We start from the raw sequence: 21,003 nt of genomic DNA on the forward strand, positions 1-21,003 counted from the left end.
GGGACGCGGCGGACAGGAGGCGGCGCCGCGTCCCCGGCAGATTGGGGTCCAGCCCACCCCGGCTGCTCGACCTGTCAGATCCGAGGCGCCGAGTGGTGGGTCTCGTAGTGGCTGGTGATGCGCTCGGCGGTCTCCTGGAGGTCGATCAGTGGTTGGCGGATATAGCCGTGGCTGTCGGGCCAGGTGAACGCATTGGGTGCGACCCAGATGTTCAGCGTTCGGGTACTGAGGACGGTGGCACCGTTGCCGTCCCTGCGATAGGTGGTCGGGATGCCGCGGGCTTTGAGCGCGTCGGAGAGCCGGCATGCCGCGAAGATCGGGGGGATGGCCCGGTCGGCAATCTGCCAGATAGCTGGTAACGGGAGGGTGAACCAAACGCACTTGCCGGGTGCCGCGGTCATGCGTGACCGGGTGAGATGGGTGCCGGTGCTGCTGGAGACGGCCCCGACGATGGACAGCCCTTTGCCGTGCTCATCGAGCAGCTCCACATCACGGGTGACCGGCCAGGTGTCTCGATGGGAGTCGAAGACCGAAACGACCAGTTCCGGGGTGGGATAGGTGCGCGCCCAGATCCAGAGTTCCTGCGCCACCGTGCAGGCACGTCCTGGCATGGATGCATACGTGTATGCGTTTGTGGCCAGCTCGGATACCGCGAGCTCTCCGTCCTCGACCTGCCCTGCGGCAAAGCCCAGCGGCCGCATCGTCGCGGCGAGAAGGGCGCGTGCTTGGCGGGCGACGCTTGCGTCGTTGGGTAGGGGGAATGCGCATGCTTCCCCGGCCGGGATGCCGGCTGGGCCGCCGGTTAGCATCGACCCCTCCCGCCCACAGGCGCAGCCATCGACCGACCGCCTCGTCCCCTCCCGATCCCCTGAGCCGTCTCGCGAACGGGCAGAGGCTGAGGGTGCAGGTCGGCGCGAGCCGCGGGCGAGGTTGAGCTGGGGTGGGATGTACTGAGCGAGCGCGGCCGTGGCGGGTGATGCTTCGGAGCAAGGGGCGCGGGGGACGTGAGGAAGCTGCTCAGGTCTTCCGGGGTGCGCTTCTCGATCAGCTGCGGCGTACCGTTCTCGGCACGGAACATGGCCCAGTAGTTCTCCGTGTACGCACCGAACCAGATCGTGGCTTGAGAGTGCTGATGGCCTAGCAGGGCGACGGCTTGCTGCGGATCGTGAGAGGCCGTCCTGGGTGGCACCTGCGACGTCGTTGACCCGACGGGCGTTGGGCCATGGCGCCGCCCGCCATCATGTCCGTGATCTGTGGCATATGCGATCCCCTGGGCCGGGGAGGGATTCGTACGATCATGCATGAGTCGGACCTCCACTGTCCGATCAAGGTCTCGGACCGGTGCTGCCACACCGGTTCGAGACCGTCTTAACCTCTCGGCCAGATGGCCCCTGCCAGGGCCCGGTGAGCCCTCGTCGCTGCTGCATGGCAGGCCGGAATAGCCGTACGGCCTGAGTCGGCATCGACTCGGTCACCCAGCGACATCATGCTCTTACAGAGCGCACCTGTCTATGCACTTGTTCATTTCTCTTTGCACTCCGGCACTCCATGCATGAAAAGGATCATGCTCGCCATGCCACACTGAGCGACATGTCGAACGCGCAGAGTCCAACCGTCAGGCACCGTCGTCTTGCCCGACAACTCCGCCAGCAGCGGGAGAAGGCCGGGCTCACGATGGAGCGGGCGGCAGCCGCACTCGGCTGGAGTCGCCCGAAGCTGCTCCGCTTCGAGACGGCCAAAACGCGGCCCAGACCTTCGGATGTCGAGGAGATGCTCGATCTCTACGGCGGGGACGAGGCGGTCAAGTTGGCGCTCATGCAACTCGCCCGCGACATCCGCAAACGCGGATGGTGGTCGGCCTTCAACGACGTACTGACCGGCTCATTCGCGGAACTGGAAGACGACGCCACTGAGATCCGCAGCTGGCAGGTCCAGTTCATCCCTGGCCTGCTCCAAACCAGCGACTACGCGCTCGCGCTCATCCGGATCTTGAGCCCAGAGGCCCCTGAGGACGTCCTGCTGCGACGTCTCCAAGCACGCATGGCACGCCGCGCGATCCTGGAGCGGGAGAACGCCCCCACCTTCACAGTCGTCTTGGACGAAGCCGTACTCAGGCGCGCGGTGGGTGGACCGCAGGTCATGGCACGACAACTCGAAGCGCTGGTGAACGCCGCCGCCAAACCCAACGTCAGCATCCGCGTGATGCCCATCTCCGTGGGCGAGCACGCTGGAATGGACGGTCCCTTCGTCGCTTTGAGCTTTGCTGGCGAACTGGACCAAGACGTCGTCTACCTGGAAGGTATGGGCGGCGAGGTCTATGTCGAGGAGGTCGGCCAGGTCACCCGCTGTAATGTGAGGTTCGACCGCATTTGCGAACAGGCTCTCGCCGAGGAGGACTCGGTCGCCCTGATCGCCGACATCGCCGAGGAGTACCAGCGATCCCATGAGTCTCCACGATGACCTCACAAGGGCCCGGTGGCGCAAGGCAAGCCGGAGTAGCGCGAGCGGAAGCGACTGCGTTGAGATCGCCCAGGTTGCGGGCTTGGTCGCCATTCGCGACTCCAAGGCCCCCGACGGCCCGACAGTCGTCATCGACCGAAAGACCTGGCGGGCACTCACCAACCGGGCACATCAGGGCGAACTCGAACTCTGAAAGCCCGCGCCCCGCCGCGCACACCCAGGCCCCCTCCGCACGGCATAAGGGCCACGAGCAGCAGGACCCTTGCCCTGGAGCGGCAGTCCGTCGAAGGGGGCTGCCGGCCGGACGATGGCTGGTGGCGAGTGACTCCAAAAGCACGCTGGTGGACTCGGATCCGTCCACGAGCCTTGGTGGTCGTGCCATCAAGAGAACTCGACGACGGCCTTCATGCTCAGGGGTCTATTGCTGCGCCCTGCGGCGCGATAGGGAAAGCCGACGCCGCTGCTGGTCAATGGTGGTGACCAGCACGGTGACGGAGTCACCGACCTCGACTGCCTCCTCGGGTCTGTCGACAGGCGAGTCGGCGAGTTCACTGAGATGGACTAGGCCTTCGATGCCCTCTTCGACGCGCACGAAGGCGCCGAAGGGCACCAGTTTGGTGACCCGGCCGGGAAGGGTCTGCCCTACGCGGACGCGGCTGGCAAACCGCTGGAACGGGTCGGGTTGCAGTGCGCGGAGTGACAGCCGGGCCTCGCCGTTGTGGGTGTCGAAGACCAGGAACTCGCAGGTGACGCGCTGTCCCACGGAGACGACCTCGCGGGGGTCCTCGAAACGGAGCCAGGACAGTTCGGGGAAGGTGATGAAGCCGACGCCGGGGAAGACGGGATGGTCCGGTCCGTCATCCAGATCAACGAAGACGCCGAACCGCTCTATCGCAGCGACCGTGCCAGACAGCCGCTGTCCTGGGTCCAGAGCCTTGAGAAACGCCCACAAGCGCCGATGCCCGGTGGCGGACAAGGAGAGCTGCACCTGCCGTTCCGCGAGATCGACGCTGAGGACCTCGGCCGATACTCGGGTGCCTGCTTCAAGTGTCGCAGTCGGTGGCCTGCCGAACGATCGCCAGGACAGATCGGGTTCGCCGATGACACCGATGGGGCGAGCGGGGAAGCCATCCAGGAGCACGGCCGCCCTCGATTTCGTAACCTCCGCAACCACGCCCGTGACGATGTCCCCGATGTTCACCGTCTCCAGAAACGCTGCGGGAGACTCGTCTTCCCGCCGAGTGCCCATGATTCAAGGTTCCCACAAACGGATGAAAGGGGCAGGAATCGGCCTCCGGTCGCGTGCCAGCTGGTGTAGATCCGCACCCCACAGCGGCCTGGACGACAGCGGATTGGGCGTTGTTACGGGCGGGAGAGCCGAGCGATCGTCGGCATGGCCATGAGTTGAGTGAAGGCGTCGTCCTTCGAGAGCGGTGCTCGACGGTCGATCTCGGTCGCAACGACGGCGTTACCTGTAGCCTCGCCGTCGTGTTCGTCCGCAATGGAAGTCTCGGTCGACGACGACAGCGAGATGACGGCGGGTTGACCTCGGTTGAGAAACTCGCGGAATCCTTCGGCTTCGACGTCGTATGTGATCAGAATCCGGCGGGACCCCGCCTGGCGCGTCAGGACAGCGCGTGTCTGCTCCAGGCCCTCGGTCAACACCAAGCCGGGCACCCGGTCCTCTTGCAGAGTGCCGACATCTATCCCGAGTAGTCGCCATGCATCCGGTCGGCTGAGAACGAGTTCGGTCGTAGTGCCTGGCCTCCTGCTCAGGACCTCTATGGCCAGGCAGCGGACGGCGTCTTCGGCGGCTGGGCCTTTGAGTGAGTCCCCAGTGATGGTGAACGGGGTGGCCCCGGTTGGGTCCGGTGATGTGCGGTCGGCGGACCCTGGGGGCTCCAAGACCGCCTCAGGCTGGGGATCTCGCTCCACCCGACTGATTGGCGATTTTGTCGCCGCGGCGCGGGCTCGTCGGCGCCTGCCCGCGATGGCAGCAGCACCGAGGAGAACGAGTAGCGCACAGGCTCCAGTCCAGTCACTCCCCCAGGTCCCACGACCGTCCAGTTCTATACGAAAGGTCGGGCTAGGCGAAGGAGCCGGTTGGCGTCCGGCGGGTGCCAGTTCAGGCTGGTGCGACTTCAGCGGTTCCTTCGCGGTGGGAGTCGGGACTGCCGGTGACGGCTGCACCGGGGCCCGGTTCGAAGGCCGGCCGCGGCCAGCAGTGCCGGGCGCAGGTGTCGGCCCGGAGGGCGTTGGCGTCGTCGCGTGCTTCTTGTGATGTCGATGACGAGGCTTCGCGGGCTGGTGGTGGGGACGCTTCACCTTGGGGATGGAGTCGCGGAAGACGTCACCCCAGTCCGGGCCGCGGCCGGTTTTGAGGCTTCGCAGGACTTCCTCGCGAGCACGGCGACAGAGCTTCTTCTTGTCAACGTATCTGCTGGCCACTGGGCCGATCGGAGCGCACGTCGCCGCCTGCCGGGCGGCGACCGGGGCGGCGCCCCGGGGCGGAGTAGGCAGCGCGGCACTGCAAAGGAGGACGGCGGAGCCGACGAGGAGCACCGCCCCTAGCCTCACGGCGCCCCGCCTCGTAGCTCGTATGCGACCGTCTCGACCTGGAGTGCTTCGCCCTCGTCGGCGCGGCTCACGGACAGGTGCTGCGTCACGCATTCGGGCCTCGTCCGCGAAGGTTGCGGCGGATGCCGCCGGATGGCGGCATAGGTCCAGGCTGCCGTGATGAGCCGGGCCGGCGTGCATAGCGGCTTGGCCATCTCATGGCGGCGATCACTGCGATGGGCCAGCCGAAGCCGGTCGTGCAGCAGATCACGTTGATCAGAATGATGTAGCCGATGTCGTCGGCACCTCGTATGAGCGCGATGAGCGTCGGCAGAACGGCAAGGAACGCCAGGAGGACGATCAGTCCGAGCCAGAAGAGCGCACTACTGTGGAAGAAGATCATCATCTTCCCTTCGGTTAGAGGTTCCGTCGGCGGTTGCGCTCGGGGATCTGCGGCTGGGGCCGCCGGACGGCCGAGGCTTCGAAGGGTTGTTTCGCGCTCATCTCCAGCGCCTCATCGATGGAGAGGGGGAAGTCCTCGGCGGCCCGCTCCACGTCCGAGCCGCGGGGAGAAGCCGGATGCGGAGAGGCAGGGACGGCCCTGAGGATGATGTGCTCGGGCAGGTTGGTCGTGATCTCCAGGACCGTGCGCAGTTCCTCAGGCTGGGGCTCGCGCCCCTGGAGGCGGAGCTTGGTCCTCAACTCGTCCGCGATCTGGCTTGCGCGTTGTTCTTGCCGAGCCTCTTCCCAATCGCTGCGCTCCGGGCCGTGGACCCGTGCGGCCCACTCGGCGCCGGTGCCCTCGTAGAGCTCCTGTTGTTGGGGCCCAGGGTCGCCAGGGCGAACGTTCGGGTCACGTGCGAAGAAGGGCGCGGCCTGTGCCATGGCATCGAGCGGGACCATGCCTTCGCTGCGGAGCCGGTCGTAGTGGCCCATCCCATGCGGGTGGAGGCGGCGGAGCCGTTCCTCGCATTTGCGGACGGCGAGCGCCGCCGAGGCATTGTCCGAGGCGAACGGGACGGCCGCTCCCCATGCCTCGGCAACCTGAAGCAGGTTCGCTTGGCGGAGCCACTTGCCGTCGTGGACCCGCACCCAACGAGCTCGCGCTTCGGACGTCGCGACCCTCTGCACTCTGGCTTCTTCGCGCTGAGCCTGCTGGTCTTGAGCTTGCTGGAGGGCCTTTAACCGGTGCCGGTGGTGGGCGAGCGTTTGTTGTACTCCTACTGCGGTCGAGACGACCTGGACGAGCCGTTGCCCGCCGTGCTGGAGGCCTTCGTTGATCGGGTCGGGGTGTTGCTGGCTCACGCCGTCCTCCGGTGGTTGCGTTTCGGCGATGTCGCGGGCGAGGAGCGTTGGGCGCCGCGGTTCTGTGGGGCCGGGGGCAGAGGCCGCGATGATGAGGCGCCCGGGTCGGGGTCCGGGCTGATCGCTTCGACGACCAGAGCGGTGATATCTGCCGGGTCCATGTCCGTGCGCGCCGCGACGCGGTCGACCTGACGGGCGATTTCGTCGGGCGGCAGCTGAGCAATCTCCGCTGCGGCGGCTCGGGCCGCGGTCAACCGGGATTCGACGAACTCCAGCGCTCCCCCGGACCGCTGGATTCTCTCATCTATGACCAGGTCAGCGAGGGGAACTGCGGAAAGCAGCGCCTCGCGGACGGCGAACTGACTCGTCGGCATCAGGAGATCGCCCGGATCGTGGCCTGATGGAAGAAGGGCTGCTTCGATGGGTCCTGCGCACGTTCGGAGAGTGCGCCAGGCTCGGACCGCTCCAGCTCGTCCGGCAGGGTCACCGTCGAGAGCAATCACCAACCCAGGGGTGGGTCCGTCAGCGTGTGCCGCGATTGCCTCGACGTGCGCGGTGGTGATCGACGTGCCGCAGGGAGCGACGGCGGCGTAGACGGCCGGCAGGACGACGTTGACCGCGATTGCATCGAGCGGTCCCTCGACAAGGAGGGGACGGCCGGTGGCCGCGAGCCGGGCGCGGCTCTCGTGGAGACCGAACAGCACTTCGCGCTTGTGGAAGAGAACCGTGTCCGGGGTGTTGAGGTACTTCGGACCCGGAGCTTCGTCGCTCCGGCGGCCGATGAATCCGATGATCTCCCCGTTCCCGTCCCGGAGCGGGAACAGGACGCGGTCGCGGAACACGTCGAAGAGGGCGCCGTCGTCTCTCTTCTTCGCCAAGCCGGCGTCGGTGATCGTCTGGTCTTGATGGCCCAGACCCCGCAGATGATGGAGCAGCGCACGAGGATGGCGCGGTGCGAGGCCGAGTTCCCATCGGTCCTGAACCACGCTGTTGAAGCCGCGGTCCGAGAGATAGCGGTCACCCCAGCTTCCAGGCAGGGCTCGCCTGTAGAAGTCATGCGCGTCGGCGAGCGCTGCTCGGAGCGCCGAGCGGTCTGGTGACACAGTCGTGTGAGAACGCTCGGCGGGGGCGGCAGCGGAGGTTGGGGCGGAGCTGCTCACCGGACTGGCGAGCGCGTGCAGGCGGCGACAGAGTCGTGTGCTCGTCTTGACGGCCTGGCCGCCAACGACGCGGATGGCGGCAGATGCGTTCGTTCGGGCGTCCGTCCCGGCCCATTGATCCGTGGGCGGGAAGAGGAGGTGGGAGACGTCCAGTCCGAGGTCGGCCAGCACAAGGTAAGCGACCGAATCCGCGAAGACTCGACGAGCCCCCAAGCACGGTGCAGTGTTCCTGGTGGCGCCGTCGAGGAGGCCGCCGGGGCCGGTGGCGTGGGCAAGCTGGTGGACAAGCAACGTCGCTGCGGGGACGTCGTCGAGTTCTGGAGCGATTTGGATACGTCGCCCCGGCTGTCCGAGGTAAGTCCAGTCCTGCCCTCGGTCCACATAGAAGCCGAGGTCTGCAGCCAACCGAGAGAGCTTCCTTAGACCTTCCGCTGGGAAGAAGGACTCCTTTGTGATCGGCTCGCCGTCTGTCTGCTCGACATCGAAGACTGCGCGGGGGTTACCGCGTTTGGAGATGATCCGGATGCCGGTCTCGCCACGGCGCACTTGCCGTCCGTGCTCCTGCCATGCGCCGTAGGAACGGACGTCGGTCGCCGAGCGTCGTTGAGCTGGGATGAGCAGGGTGTTGATGAACCCGTAACGCCCATGCCGGCTCGCGTCGCGGAGCCAGGCATCCCATGCCAGACCTCCGTTGACGAGACGGCCGACCGAGTGTTCGACGATGCCGTGGAGGACGCCGAGTTGGCGATACTGTTCCTCCTCCTGGGCGAGACGCTCATCCCCCGCGGGCGCCGTCATGACATCTCCCGGCCGGAGGACTCTTCACGGACAAGGGCGATCAACTCTGTCAGCCGGTAGTTGGCCATGCTGAAGCCCAGTTCTCGCAGCCGCTGGCCAAGCCGGTCCCGGCTGAACGAGCCCCCCTCACGTTGCACTTGACGGTGAAGCTGACGAGCGATGGCCAGTACCTCTTCGTCGAACCGGTCCTCCGGTGCGCTCTCATTGCCGACCACCCCCGAGATAGCGGGCGCAGGCGGCCTGTTGAGAGCCAGCCGTTCAGCTAACGGCGCTTGCCATCGCCACGCCCACCTGCCGTACTCCCGTTGCAGCTGTGAGACGGCCTCCAGGTGATGGCGCTCCAGTTCAAGGCCCTGCTGGTACTCGGTGATGTGCCAGAGGACCATCCGCCGCCACAGCAGGAGGCTGGAAGCCGGCGCGAGCACCCAGCGCGCCATCGGAACTCGCTCCACTCGACTGGACGATGCCAATCCGACCCACCGTCGGATCAGATGTCGCACACCTTCGATCACCGTGACGAACAGGACGGGCATGGCCGCGTACATGAGGCTGCCGGCGAAGTCTCCGTGTGCGGCGGACACGTTCACCAGGACGGTCCCGGTGATGTAGAGCCAGGCCACCCAGCGCAGGACCGGCCAGGGCAGGTCGAGGTACTCCATCAACAAGTCCCAGACCAGCAGGATCAGGATTCCTACGTCCATCCCGACGGGCACGATCCAAGCAAGCCCCTTGAAGTGCGGCTCGGCCATCTCCCGGATGGTGGTGAAGGAGCCAAGACCTCCAAGGATCGCCAGCGCCGCTATCAGCGGCGCAACCCCCGCTGCTGCCCACCTGACAACGCCTGGTTCCGAGCGTATTGGGACGATGCCGTCTCGGGTGTCGTCGGTAACCATCGTTCGCGATCGCTTCAACCAGGTCACCGCAAGCGCCTTTCGACCATCCACAGCAGCAGCTTGGCGACGTACTGAGGGTCGGCCGTGCTGCCCAGCAGACGACCATGGACAGTGACGTAGGCGTAGGCCCCGTCAGCTCCAGCGCACAGGACGGTCTCGGACCAGCCGTGGTGCCGGATTCGCAGGCACCAGCGTCCATTGCGCGGCTTTCGGACTCGTACCTTGAGCTTCAGCTGTCTCAGCTCATAGCGCAGCCGGAGCAGACGGGCGCGCCGTTCCTCCAGCTCAACCTGCACAGTCGATGCCTGCGTCCCCATCGCTCCCCCGGTGATGTCAGCCGGTCCGGCCATCAACTAAAGACTTCGAGAATGAAGATGCATCACTCTTGGAGTTTGGTCAACTACAGGAAGCGACGGCGTGTCACAACTTTTTTGAGTGATATGCGAGGACTCATGGGTTGTGTCGCTGCCCGACTGCCGCAGCAGCATGCTGGACATCCGGCCACCGTGTAGGGCGGTGATCGGACGAGGCCAAGGGATAGGCAAGGCGAGCTAGGGCCGTCCGGGCCGTGGCCTCAGCAACGGAGCTGAACCGCCCGTCACGTGGCCGAGTTGTTGTAACGTTGCGAACCCTCGTAGGGAGGGCCACCCACACCACCATCTCGGGTGAGGCGAACGCGATCACGTTGCGAACCCTCGTAGGGGCGATGAGGACGAGACACCTTGGTCTCCCTGACCAAGGGAACCGAGATGTTGCGAACCCTCGTAGGGGCGATGAGGACACGTAGGCGGGGCGGCCGACCCCGTAGATCCGCTCGTTGCGAACCCGCGTAGGGGCGATGAGGACCGCCGACGTCTCGATCGTGGTCCGCTGGGACTTCGACAGGTTGCGAACCCTCGTAGGGGCGATGAGGACGCCGGCCCCGCACCCGGCGAGCCCTGCCCACGGTCGTTGCGAACCCTCGTAGGGGCGATGAGGACCCCATGAAGCCGTCCTAGCCGGCGGCCGGAAGATTCTCTAGTTGCGAACCCTCGTAGGGGCGATGAGGACCCTGAGTTCCAGGGCCCTGACGCAGATCCCCCTATTCGGTTGCGAACCCTCGTAGGGGCGATGAGGACCGGCAGGTCGACCATCGACCCCCAGAGCTGGCACAGGAGTTGCGAACCCTCGTAGGGGCGATGAGGACTCGGCAAGCGCCTCCCCTTCACGTGGGAGGACTTCATCAAGTTGCGAACCCTCGTAGGGGCGATGAGGACCGCCGGGTACGGGCTACGCGCAACCGGCCTACGCGTTGCGAACCCTCGTAGGGGCGATGAGGACGCGATTCGACTGCTCCGGCCTCACCCGGTGGTGCTAGTTGCGAACCCTCGTAGGGGCGATGAGGACCCGGGGTGACGGACCTGACAGGCGCGACGATCATGTTGCGAACCCTCGTAGGGGCGATGAGGACTAGCCTGGCATCGTCGGCGGGTGGGGAAGCCCGACGTTGCGAACCCTCGTAGGGGCGATGAGGACCGGCCTCGGCCCGCTTCGCGTGCTTCTCGAGCGTGTTGCGAACCCTCGTAGGGGCGATGAGGACGCGATCTCGCAGCAGATCAACGCGGCGAAGGAGTAGTTGCGAACCCTCGTAGGGGCGATGAGGACTCACCGTCCAACTCCCCAAGGAGAAGCAGTGAACCTGTTGCGAACCCTCGTAGGGGCGATGAGGACCTCCGCGACGCCGGGGTGCTCACGGCCGAGGAGTTGTTGCGAACCCTCGTAGGGGCGATGAGGACGTGACGTTCATGTCCGGTGACGATGAGCGCCCCACGTTGCGAACCCTCGTAGGGGCGATGAGGACCCCACGGTAAAGCTGCAGGTCGTTGGGGTCCAGAAACCCTCCTGGAAACCCGGTTCTTCAGCGAACCGCCGGTTGTGCAGCCGAGCCCGGAGTGTCGCTGAAACCAGCTTGATCAACTTTGGTCGGCCCACGGCTGAGGAGGCTACAAGATGTCGGTAGGAGCCGGCTCGGCAGCACCCCAGGTGAGGCGGATGGGTGTCGTCCCCGGAGGAAATGTGTAGACGATGACGTTGTCATAGCTGAGATCCAGGAGGCTTTCGACCTCTGCCTGGAATCGGCGCAGTTGGGCTTCGCTGACCTGCCCTTCGAAGACGCTTCGCTGAACGTGGTGCAGGTACTTTCGACATGTCCGCAGGATGCGCGGGTTCCGCTCGGCTGCGGTGTCGTAGACAACGATGACGTGCACGGCGCTCCTGTCACCACCAGATCCTGAAGGGTCTGTAGGGGGTGCCTTCGAGGCATCGCCGGGTCAGCGCGAGTGCATCGAGGTAGAGGAGTTCGTCGTAGGCGACGGGTCGGCCAAGGGAGCGATGAGCGACGGTGACGGCGAGTTCGTCGCGGACGGACTGGACTACCAGTTTTCGGCCACTTTCACTGAGCATGGCCTGGTTGGATTCGCTGTCGAAGTGATGCTCCTTAATTTGGTTGCGGGCGGACATCCGCAGAAGCAGGCGTTCGGCGAACAGCGGCTTGAACATCTCCGATATGTCGAGGACTAGGGAGTGCCGCTGGCGTTCCATGCTGCTGTGCAGGAAGGCGATGCCGGTGTGCAGAGGCGTCAGACGGAGCGCCGTGAGGGTTCGGGCATAGATGATGCCGTTCACGTAGCTGATGAATGCGTTGCCGGCGTTCTTTGGTGGACGACGGCTGCGTCCGCCGAGCTGGAGCCATCCGGGGAGCTTGGTGTCCAGGACGTCCCATGCCGACCGACGGAAGGTTCCTTCAATGCCCATCAGATGGGCAGAAGTTTCAGCAGCTTCGATACTTTTCTGCAGAACGGCGTACGGGCGTGCGAGGAGTTTGCGGTCGATCACGCGGCGGACGTTGAACGCGGCGGAGTCGACGATGCTGCGAGCGGCATCGAGTGCGGCTTCGGGGTCTTCGGCGAGTCGGGCTTGTGCGAGAACCGTCTCGCCGGAGGTGCTGATGTCGGAGGTGAGAAGTGACCCGGCATAGTCCCCGTAGTGGCTGAGGAGATGGACGTTGATTCGGTGTCGGTTGAGGAGTGCGACGACGCCGGTGTTGATGTCGGTTTCGGCGCAGGCAACGATGTCTCGGACGTCCGTGACTGGGATATGAACCTTGCCGGCGGATTCGCGTTCGATGACGAGCGATTCGTCTTTGCGGCGGATCCGGCAGGGGCTGGTGAGCCAGTAGGTGCGTGCGGCGGCGGGCATGTCATTCCGTCCAGCAGTAGTCGGCGAAGCTGCATCCTCGGCAGGCTGAACGCGCCAGGCGGTCGGGCGACGTGGCTGCGGCACCGACGCCGATGACTTCTGCGATGTCGGCCTGAGCTTGGGCTGCGGCTTCTGGCGTGTAGGGGTTGCGCTGTGTGCGGCGGGTCTTGGGGTAGTGCAGGACGGCACCCTTGGCGTCGACACCGATCTGTACGAGCCGATAGCAGTAGTGCCGTCCTTGGGCCTGGTCGGCGGGTGTGGGCCGAGCTGATGATTTGACCTCATGAACCCAATGCTGACCGTCGATGAAGTCGAGTTTGGCGGCGCCAAGATCTACGGGACTGCGGCGGGCATACGAGGTTTCGTGGACGGCTTCACCGAGTTGAACGGCGCCACTCAGGTGTTCAGGCCGCACCCCGCGCAGGTAGAGCCAGAGTTGGCGCGGGCAGTGATAGAGGTACTTGATGTGGACGCCACCAACGTCGTCTGCCTGAATCATAGAATTTCACCGGGTTCATATTTCTGCCGGGCATCGCGGTGTACGGCACGCAGGCCCAGGCGTGGGTCGTACTCGGCGTCAATGACGAGGACTTTGAGACGTTTGTCGTATGCACCGAGACCCATGCACCATGCGGGCAGCGGCATGAGATATTGGTCGGCATGCAGACGGCCAGCACTGGGACTGTTCGCCAGACCCAAGGCGGATTTGTAGTTGTCGTGGTCCTCTGCGATTATCGCTTCGATTCCCTCGAACTGCCGGTCGAACGCTTCGGTGAGCTCAGAGCGGTCATCGAACGGTTGGGAGAACCCCAGGAAGGCTTTTTCGAATTCGGAGCGGTGCTCATCGACTCTCTGGGCCCATTTCTGACCCCACGGGCTGATGTAGATCTCGTCGAGCCATCCGGTGATGACTTGCTCGTCGATGGTTTGTCCGTCATGGCGGGCGAGGATGTCCCAGCCGAGCTGGGTGGGTTCGGCCTCGTAGACGCCGTCGGCCCACACTTCGTCTCCCCCGCCGCGTCGGGTGGCGTAGACGGGTTGGTGGACGACGACCGGTGCGGGGGCGAGCGCACCCAGCCTGTTGGCTCTACCGAAGCGTTGGACAAGGGCTTCGAGGTCCGCGGCCGAGGTGTGGCAGGCGTCGAGGTCCAGGTCAAGGGACACCTCTAGGGCCTGGGTTCCGACTAGCAAGCCAGGTTGGCGGGGCTTCCCGCTGGCGAAGCGCTCCTGGATCGCTGTTTCGATGGCGGTCCGGTCCATCCGCCGGTAGCGCGAGTGCAGCAGGTGGGCGGAGTTCTCGCCGTGGAGTTCTATGCAGTAGGGCCCGAGGGTCTCGAAAAGAGTGATCGCATCGCGGACGTTGTTGGCGACGACGAGGACGGACTGGCCGTCGGCGAGTCGCTCACGCATCTCGTCGAGGGATGACTCGTCGGTCAGGTGGTCCTGGCGGATGTGGAGCCGGTGGCGGACTGGTGCGCGGCTCTCTGGCGGGGGTTCGACCAGTGCCGTCTGTCCGTTGAGGGCTCGGGTCACCAGGTCGGCCAGCGCGGTCGGCATGGTCGCGGAGAGCACGGCGATGCGTCCGCCGAGTCGGTGCCAGAAGCTCATGATCGCGAGGATCATGCCGAGACGGCGGGCATCGTAGGCGTGCAGCTCGTCGAGGATGAAGATGGAGTTGGCGCTGTCGGTCAGGATGCTGGAGTGCACGGGGCCGGCCAGGGCGCCTCTCAGCACTTGATACGGGGTGCCGACGCGCAGGAGCTCGCGGAAGTTCTTCGTTGCCTCCGCGCGGGAATGGGCTTTGATCGCCGCATCGGCCAGGTCGGTACCGTCACCGGCGCAACCGTCGGCGAGGGACTGCGCGAGATGGTACGAAGCGGCCTTCGAGTGGGCGACGCCGATTCCATCGGATGAGTCCAGGTCTCTGCTGAGCCGGCCGGTCATGGCGTTGATGCTGGCCAGGTAGGGCAGCAGGTAGAAGACGCGAGGGTTGCCCTTCGTGCGGGCAGCCAGGTCGCCGATCTGGGCAGTGGCCCACAAAAGGACGGCCTCGGTCTTGCCGCTTCCCGTCCAGGAACGGAGGAGGAGGTTGCCGATGGTTCTGGAGGCTTCTCCTTGTTGTGGACGGAGCGCGTGACCTCGGGAGGAGAGCCGCTCTACCAGCTGGGTCGGATAGGTCTCGTCCAGTGGGTGCCTGGTTTCCAGGGGTGCATGTGCTGAGGACAGGTGATCGGCCATGGTCACGGCGCCCAGCAACAGGACAGCCGTTGTACCGCGGCGGTCGTCGGCCGGCAGCTTCCATTGCCACTGGTCCATGACATCTTGGAAGAGCCGATGGGCAGCGTCTGTCAGTTGCCGGACGTCCGTCCGTGGTGCGGTTGCGGTGAAAGGCAACCCGTACCGCTGGCCTGTGGCTTGCAACCACTCCATGAGGTCGGCAAGGCGGTCCGGGTCCGCGGGCGTGAACTTGGCGGCGAAGTCTTCGGGATGGTCGTCGCCGTACTGGGTGAGCAGCGGCAGCTTGGACGGGCCGTCGAGGCCAGATGTGAACGGGCGATGGTGCCCGGCCACCACTGCCGCGACCCACTCCCGCTGTTCGACCGGCAGGTCCGCGAGCAGAAGCTGGACGAAGCCGAGAGAAAGCACTTCGTGCCGTTCACCCCAGATGGTCGGCTCCTGCCGAGGGGCGTTGCCGATCATCCGCTGGAAGCCGTCTGGCAACTTCCCGGTGTCATGGAGCAGCGCGGCGATCGCCGCCCACGTCCAGAACTCGGCGGGCATGCCTGGGATGTCGCCGATCCGGGCTCGAATCGCCCCCACGGCTTCCAGGGTGTTGAGCAGATGGTCGGTCAGCAGCTCACCGGGCACTCCAGGCGTGATGGAGCTTTTCGCGCGCAGGTCCTTCACGACCACCTCCGCAAGTTCAAGTGGCAGGGATCAGTTGGTTCGGATGGACGGGCGGGAGCATCGCGACCGCCTGCCCGTCTCGGGTGGCCAGCCCGGTGTCGATCTCTGCGCGGGCACCGGCCGCGGCGTACCGGTAGCTGTCCCAGGTGAAGCGGGCACGGTCGTCGGATATGACGGTCGTCAGCCGCATCGCCGTGCCGACTGCTCTTGGTAGGTCGAAGGGGACGACGGCGTGGCCTTGCCGACCGCCGGATGAGCTCAGCTCAACGCGGCGGGTGACCGTGGCGACCAAGTCCTGGCTGCGCCCCAGCCGCATTGGCCAGACTGGACGGCGAAGAGCACGGGCCCACAGGTCGATGTTCTCGGTGAGCCATACCGTCAGCGTGACCAGGGCCAGGAAATCGCGGTCCTTGATGGTCGCGTGGGCCTGGGTGCCTGGAACACCAAGCGGGTGGTATGTCTCCAGATCAATGCCTGAGCCCGCGGCGTGGAAGGTCATGCCGAAGCGGGTGTCCGAGGGCACCTGGCCCCATCCCCCGGCAGCGGCGGCGAGCAGTCCACCGACGGTGGACGGCGGCGGACAGGGCAGCCCCACCTGCAACCCGTCGTAGAGGGGGTTGCGGAAGCTGACGATCGGGGCGGTGACGGTCAACTCCAGGGCTTCGGGCATGGCGATGCTCCTTGCGGGCGACGCAAACGGCGGAATGCTCCCCTCAAAGGGGCGATGAGTGACGAGGTGCGCTACTGCGGGTCGTCGAACCAGGAGTCGTGGTCCCCGGAGTCGATCTCGGCGGCCAGGGTGTTCAGCACGGTCCGGGGATGTCCGAGTACGAGCCGCTCCTCCTTGATCAGGTCGGCGAGGTCGCTGCCGGCCCGGTCGCGCTGGCTGCCGAGGAAACCGGGCGCCCATCCGATCCGGACCGGCCCGTCCAGCTCGTCGGCCCACGCCTCGATCTCCTCGCGGAGGACGTCAACGTCGAAGTACGTCGCCTTTTCGCGCTCCCGGACGACCCTGGTGAACGGGTTCGTCCCGCCCTTGATCGGCGCAAGGATGACGAGGCCGGGCGTGCGGTCACCGTAGTGGGCCGACTGCTTGGCGCCGCCCCTGAGCATCGCCATCGTCCGCAGCAGGACCGCGACCCGGCGGCGCCGCTCCTCGATCGGCAGTCGTACGCATTGCACATCGCGCAGGACGACCTCGGTGCCGCCCTTCTCAACGACTTCTTCGGCCAGGCTGCCGGGGAGCGCTGCCTTGGTGGTCCTGCCTCCGGTCTCGAAGGTTCCGGCGCGCGGCAGGTCGAGCAGCAGGTCACCGGCCAGGTCCGCGGTGTACATCTCATGCTCGTGAATGACCGGGTGAGTCCCCGGCTCGAAGTCGCGGCTCATCGTGCCGAAATCCATGACGGGTTTGCTGGGCACGACCGAGACCAGGGTCCCGGTCGCCAGCACCGTGTCGCGCATGAACGTCTTCGACTCGCCCTTCTTCGCCCCCGTCTCGTCCGCCTTGACCGCGATCATGTAGCCGAACAGGTCGTCGTCCAGGTACAGGTCGGGTCGGCCCCGGGTGTAGGCCTGCTGCTTCTTGCCCTCCCCGCTCCGAATGACCGGCGAGGTCGGCTCGCCGGCCGGCAGGCTGTCACGCAGCCACCGGCGGCCCGCCTGCGCGGACACGTACGGGTATTTGTCCCCCCGGCCCACCGTGAACTGCTTGACCATGCCGCGGTTGTCCTCGCCCCGCCCGTTGTTGGGGGCCCCGGCCTTGATCTGCAGGATCTGCTGTCCTACCAGGAACGTCACTGTTCCGTCCCTTCCTCCTGGTCGCCACCGGCGGCGTCGGCCAGGTCCTTGATCTCTTGGAGTTCCTCCTGCGAGCCCTTCGGCTCCCAACCCGCCTCGGCCAGTGCCTCCAGGACGGCGAAGACCAGCAGCCGCCGCCACGACCAGGACCGCTCGTCCTCGAAAAGCAGCCGGTACTCCTGCACCGGCAGAAGCACGGGTGAGGTGTCCTTGGGGCGCGGGAACAGCAACCAGTCCACGCCCTTGGAGCGGAACCAGCCGTAGAGGTTTCCTCCCTTGCTGTTGGCGCGGATGAAGTCGCGGAACGGCCCGGGACGGCTGTCCTGTCCCAGGAGCGCGGCCAGCCGCCGCGCCAGTTCCTTGATCCGTTCGACATCCTTGTCGTCCATGGTCAGCACCTCACGGCAGTAGGAGTACAAGAGCGGGGCCAGCACCGTCGTCTCGGCGGGGATGGGCGCGGCCGCGGAGATCCGGCCCAGGACGTGGCCGACCGCGAAGTCCAGGACCTGCGACGGCCGGGTGAACGCCCGCTTGGCCAGGAACGCCTCTCCTGGAACCTTCTTGGTCCCTTGAGTCGCGACCAGCACCGGATATCCGGCGCGGCGTTCGGCGTCCTTGTTGGTCGTCCGGAGCCATTCGGCGAGCGGCTGGCTCAGCTCCTGCGCGGCGAACAGTTGCTCCTTATTGGAGTTGGAGAGCACGATCAACTCCACACCGGAAGTGATCCGCCGGCTGTAGGCGCGCACCGCACGCAGGACCCACAGCTCCCGCGCGTATGGGCTGGGCTTGGCCCCCTTCGGCGCCCCGGCGGAGGCTTGCCGCAGAGTCTGATCCACCGTCGCTGCGGTCATCTTCGCCAGGAAGTCGTCGTCCCAGGAATGCATCAGCGCGGCCCTGCCACCCGACAGTGACGCCCCGTACGGAAAAGCCCAGAGACAGGCGACGCAGGGGTAGCACAGTGGCGTTCCCGCATGGCCCGGCGCGGTGGTGTTGCGGTGCGCGACGCTCGCCCCCAGCGGGATGTCGACCTTGCCGTACCAGCCGCAGGCCGCACGTCCGCAGTACGCACACGGCGCCCCCGGCCAATCCGCCGGCTCCGGCCGCGCACGCCACTCACGGATCAGCGCCTCCCGCTGAGCAGGGGATTGCTTGCCGCGCGCGGTGGGGTTGATCTTCGAGTTCGGCCACAGCAAGTAGCTGGCCCCGAGCCAGAACCCGCCGGGATCCGCGGCTTTCGCCGCATCGACCGTCTTCACGAGGTGGCTCGTCATCTGATCGACGGCCATGGCCAGGGCCTCGTCCGACACTTCGCAGGGGTGATCGACATCAGCCAGAGCGGCCAGGACGAACGCCCCCGCCCGCTGCAACGGGCTCGCGGTCAAAACCAGGGAGTGCGGATGAGCCGAGCCTCCAGTCGGATCCATCCGGCTCCCCGATGGCGAGAGGCCCGCCACGGGGTCAGGCACTGATCCAGCCCATCCCCGTGCTGTTGGCCTGCCCCAGTCCCCAGGAGTGCAGCGCCGAGAGCGTCTCCGGCGCACCAGACACCATGACTTCGACGCAGGCCCCCGGCTTCTTCCCGCCCCCGCCGCTCCCGACCGCGAACGAGCGCTTGCGGCCGATCCACCCGACGTTCTCCAAGATGACCTCCGGGTCCACCCCCAGGGTCTCCGCCTTGCGCCGCAGGTTGTTCTGCACGTAGACGTCCCACTCGGGCTCACCTGGGAGACACCACGCCTGGCGACGCACACGAGCGCCGGACTCACCACGCCCCGAGCTCTTCATCACCACCGGTGTCTCCGTCCGGAAGACGGCCTTTCCGGTCTCGAACCTCGGGGCCTCCACCGGCTCGACCTGGTCGACGATGAAGGCGGTCGCCCCCCACGCCAGCACAGGGATCGACTTCAGCGCAGCCGCCCACCCCTCGACCACCGCGATCAGCGGACTCCCGAACTCCACAACACCGGGGCCGTCGGCGGCATAGACGCCCTTGCGCCGACGCGCCGCAGGAAAGACCGGTGCGCCATAACCGAACGGAACCAAGCCGTGCGGCCCCCAGCCGTCCTTGTGAATCGCCTGTCCCAGCTCCGGCGCCCCCCGCTCCAGCAGCCCGTACAGCAGGGCCCGCCCGGGAGCCACGACGTCATCCCAGGCCAACTCGCGAGCCACCGTGTGGAAGGTCAATCGCAAACGCATGATCCCCGTCCTCCCTCGTCTAGCGGTGCCGGACAACGCCATCAGTCGTCGGCACGTACAGATGGACGGCCTCTGTCAGACCCGCCTGAGAGCGTGAGCCACTCGGCTCCTCGCCCGTGGTCCAGGGACATTACGCACACCGCGCTCCGCGAGGAGAGCCTTCAATAAACTCGATCACGACATCGCCTGTCCAAATGTGGCCTTGAGCGCTGGCGCGGCTATCCTGGTCTGGGAAATCGCCCCGTTCGGTCAAACCCCCGGCGTCGCAACTGATCGAGTTTGTTGCTGGATTTGTCCGCAGACTCGCCCTCATCGCCCCTATGAGGGGTCGCGTCGAGATGATCAGCGCTTCGGCGTTCATCAGCCTTCTCCAGTAGCACTTCACCAAGTGGAGGGGCGCATGCAATGGCTGAGTAGTGCGTCCACGTTGAGAGCCCGTCCGGTGTCGTCACCGGGCCCAGTAGAACTTGAGGTGCGGTGGCCCCGAACCTCGACCGCGCCAGCGCGCAGTTCCGGAGGAAGGACCGCCGTGGCGTGACCCACGCGAGTCCGCCGCCACGGCAGGATCAGCGAGAGCCCCTGCAAGAACGGCGAAGGAGCGCTAGGCATTGCGGGCCTGTGGACGGGTCCCACCCGCGAGGTCTATAACGTCTTCAACTATCGGGGCCATGAGCGAAGTTGATCAAGTAGATTTCAGCGACACGCCGGGGTGGACAGCACGACCGGAGGATCGCTGCAGAATCCGCCCCCGCCGGACCGTTCTTCCCTCTGCCCACCTGGCGCTTTACCCTGGGGTCCTCATCGCCCCTACGAGGGTTCGCAACAAGCGGGCGAGCGCCTCACGTGAGCGCCGCACGGGTCCTCATCGCCCCTACGAGGGTTCGCAACCTGTCTTTCTGGGCGGCGAGGACGTTGAACGCCACGGTCCTCATCGCCCCTACGAGGGTTCGCAACTGGACGGCTCCAGACCATCGCCGAGGGGACGGGTCCTCATCGCCCCTACGAGGGTTCGCAACCCGGCCCCGCCCCTGCCCCGCCTGCTGCCCGGCCCGTCCTCATCGCCCCTACGAGGGTTCGCAACTTCGCGACCGCAGACATGGCGTCGCCGACACCGACCAGGTCCTCATCGCCCCTACGAGGGTTCGCAACTGCAGTGGCGCACCCCCGGCGCACCCATCGCGCAGTCCTCATCGCCCCTACGAGGGTTCGCAACACGTCCCTGCCCGCAGCGTCGGACAGCACGCCGTGGTCCTCATCGCCCCTACGAGGGTTCGCAACGGAGCCACCACCCTGGCGCCGGACGACAGCAAATCCCTGGTCCTCATCGCCCCTACGAGGGTTCGCAACGGCAGGTGTCCCGGTGAGCGGCCGGCACCGCGTGCAGGTCCTCATCGCCCCTACGAGGGTTCGCAACCTGGTCGCGTACTCCTTCGCCGCGTTGATCTGCTGGTCCTCATCGCCCCTACGAGGGTTCGCAACCTGAAGAAGCTCGCGCCGACGGCGCGGGCGTTCGTCGTCCTCATCGCCCCTACGAGGGTTCGCAACCTGCGCGCGAGCTACGTGTGGGGGCAGGGCGTCCAGACGTCCTCATCGCCCCTACGAGGGTTCGCAACGAGGCCGATGTCTGGGACCGGATCAAGGCGTCCGGTGTCCTCATCGCCCCTACGAGGGTTCGCAACAACACCAGGACGCCG

Annotated in this window: 18 protein-coding genes and 2 CRISPR repeat arrays (1 of these 20 cut by a window edge); of the genes, 2 read left to right on the plus strand and 16 right to left on the minus strand. The window is 66.2% G+C overall.

What is annotated here, in order from left to right:
* Positions 1-74: 74 nt before the first annotated feature.
* Positions 75-701: an ATP-binding protein gene (locus SM418_RS07565; protein ID WP_504230341.1), complete on the minus strand. Its 627-nt coding sequence runs from the start codon at positions 699-701 to the stop codon at positions 75-77.
* Between the two features lie 889 nt (positions 702-1,590).
* Here SM418_RS07565 and SM418_RS07570 point away from each other — a divergent pair.
* Complete coding sequence (locus SM418_RS07570) at positions 1,591-2,460, plus strand: helix-turn-helix domain-containing protein (RefSeq protein ID WP_371939937.1); 870 nt, start codon at positions 1,591-1,593, stop codon at positions 2,458-2,460.
* Positions 2,444-2,653, plus strand: a complete 210-nt coding sequence (locus tag SM418_RS07575; protein WP_371939938.1) for a DUF397 domain-containing protein — start codon at positions 2,444-2,446, stop codon at positions 2,651-2,653. Before SM418_RS07570 ends, SM418_RS07575 begins: the two co-directional genes overlap by 17 nt.
* Before the next feature lie 225 nt (positions 2,654-2,878).
* Here the strand turns inward: SM418_RS07575 and SM418_RS07580 are convergent, their stop codons facing one another.
* From SM418_RS07580 to SM418_RS07650, 15 genes are all read right to left on the minus strand, one after another.
* Positions 2,879-3,709, minus strand: a complete 831-nt coding sequence (locus SM418_RS07580; RefSeq protein ID WP_371939939.1) for a S1 RNA-binding domain-containing protein — start codon at positions 3,707-3,709, stop codon at positions 2,879-2,881.
* Between the two features lie 113 nt (positions 3,710-3,822).
* Positions 3,823-4,395 (minus strand): hypothetical protein, encoded by a 573-nt coding sequence (locus tag SM418_RS07585; RefSeq protein WP_371939940.1) that lies wholly within the window; start codon positions 4,393-4,395, stop codon positions 3,823-3,825.
* A 727-nt stretch (positions 4,396-5,122) separates the two neighbouring features.
* Positions 5,123-5,422 (minus strand): hypothetical protein, encoded by a 300-nt coding sequence (locus SM418_RS07590; RefSeq protein ID WP_371939941.1) that lies wholly within the window; start codon positions 5,420-5,422, stop codon positions 5,123-5,125.
* Between the two features lie 11 nt (positions 5,423-5,433).
* On the minus strand, positions 5,434-6,321 hold the full coding sequence (locus SM418_RS07595) for a hypothetical protein (protein WP_371939942.1): 888 nt from the start codon (positions 6,319-6,321) through the stop codon (positions 5,434-5,436).
* A complete protein-coding gene (locus SM418_RS07600) occupies positions 6,318-8,279 on the minus strand; it encodes a toprim domain-containing protein (protein ID WP_371939943.1) in 1,962 nt (653 codons plus the stop codon). Before SM418_RS07600 ends, SM418_RS07595 begins: the two co-directional genes overlap by 4 nt.
* Positions 8,276-9,199 carry a DUF2637 domain-containing protein gene (locus SM418_RS07605; protein WP_371939944.1) on the minus strand — a complete coding sequence of 308 codons (924 nt, stop codon included), beginning with the start codon at positions 9,197-9,199 and terminating at the stop codon, positions 8,276-8,278. Before SM418_RS07605 ends, SM418_RS07600 begins: the two co-directional genes overlap by 4 nt.
* On the minus strand, positions 9,196-9,489 hold the full coding sequence (locus SM418_RS07610; RefSeq protein ID WP_371939945.1) for a hypothetical protein: 294 nt from the start codon (positions 9,487-9,489) through the stop codon (positions 9,196-9,198). The genes SM418_RS07605 and SM418_RS07610 overlap by 4 nt, the downstream gene beginning before the upstream one ends.
* Before the next feature lie 367 nt (positions 9,490-9,856).
* Positions 9,857-11,012: direct repeats of the CRISPR family, unit length 30 nt; unit sequence GTTGCGAACCCTCGTAGGGGCGATGAGGAC.
* Positions 11,013-11,154: 142 nt separating this feature from the next.
* Positions 11,155-11,418, minus strand: coding sequence for a CRISPR-associated endonuclease Cas2 (gene cas2 / locus SM418_RS07615; RefSeq protein ID WP_329088257.1), 264 nt, complete (start codon positions 11,416-11,418; stop codon positions 11,155-11,157).
* A 10-nt stretch (positions 11,419-11,428) separates the two neighbouring features.
* The gene (gene cas1, locus SM418_RS07620) at positions 11,429-12,409 is read right to left on the minus strand and encodes a CRISPR-associated endonuclease Cas1 (RefSeq protein ID WP_371939946.1); all 981 of its coding nucleotides are present in this window, start codon (positions 12,407-12,409) and stop codon (positions 11,429-11,431) included.
* Position 12,410: 1 nt separating this feature from the next.
* Positions 12,411-12,908: a CRISPR-associated protein Cas4 gene (locus SM418_RS07625; RefSeq protein WP_371939947.1), complete on the minus strand. Its 498-nt coding sequence runs from the start codon at positions 12,906-12,908 to the stop codon at positions 12,411-12,413.
* The gene (gene cas3, locus SM418_RS07630; protein WP_371939948.1) at positions 12,905-15,316 is read right to left on the minus strand and encodes a CRISPR-associated helicase Cas3'; all 2,412 of its coding nucleotides are present in this window, start codon (positions 15,314-15,316) and stop codon (positions 12,905-12,907) included. Before cas3 ends, SM418_RS07625 begins: the two co-directional genes overlap by 4 nt.
* Positions 15,317-15,332: 16 nt before the next feature.
* A complete protein-coding gene (gene cas5, locus SM418_RS07635) occupies positions 15,333-15,986 on the minus strand; it encodes a CRISPR-associated protein Cas5 (RefSeq protein ID WP_371939949.1) in 654 nt (217 codons plus the stop codon).
* Between the two features lie 71 nt (positions 15,987-16,057).
* Positions 16,058-17,113 carry a type I-B CRISPR-associated protein Cas7/Cst2/DevR gene (gene cas7i / locus SM418_RS07640; RefSeq protein WP_371939950.1) on the minus strand — a complete coding sequence of 352 codons (1,056 nt, stop codon included), beginning with the start codon at positions 17,111-17,113 and terminating at the stop codon, positions 16,058-16,060.
* Positions 17,110-18,567 (minus strand): hypothetical protein, encoded by a 1,458-nt coding sequence (locus SM418_RS07645; protein WP_371939951.1) that lies wholly within the window; start codon positions 18,565-18,567, stop codon positions 17,110-17,112. Before SM418_RS07645 ends, cas7i begins: the two co-directional genes overlap by 4 nt.
* A 4-nt stretch (positions 18,568-18,571) precedes the next feature.
* Entirely contained in the window at positions 18,572-19,309 is a 738-nt protein-coding gene (locus SM418_RS07650; protein ID WP_371939952.1) for a CRISPR-associated endoribonuclease Cas6, read from the minus strand.
* 794 nt (positions 19,310-20,103) lie between these two features.
* Positions 20,104-21,003: a CRISPR direct-repeat array (repeat unit 30 nt; unit sequence GTCCTCATCGCCCCTACGAGGGTTCGCAAC) (it continues 2,043 nt past the right edge of the window).

Origin of the sequence: Actinomadura chokoriensis, from assembly GCF_041463665.1 — a bacterium.
Classification (GTDB): Bacteria; Actinomycetota; Actinomycetes; order Streptosporangiales; family Streptosporangiaceae; genus Spirillospora; species Spirillospora chokoriensis_A.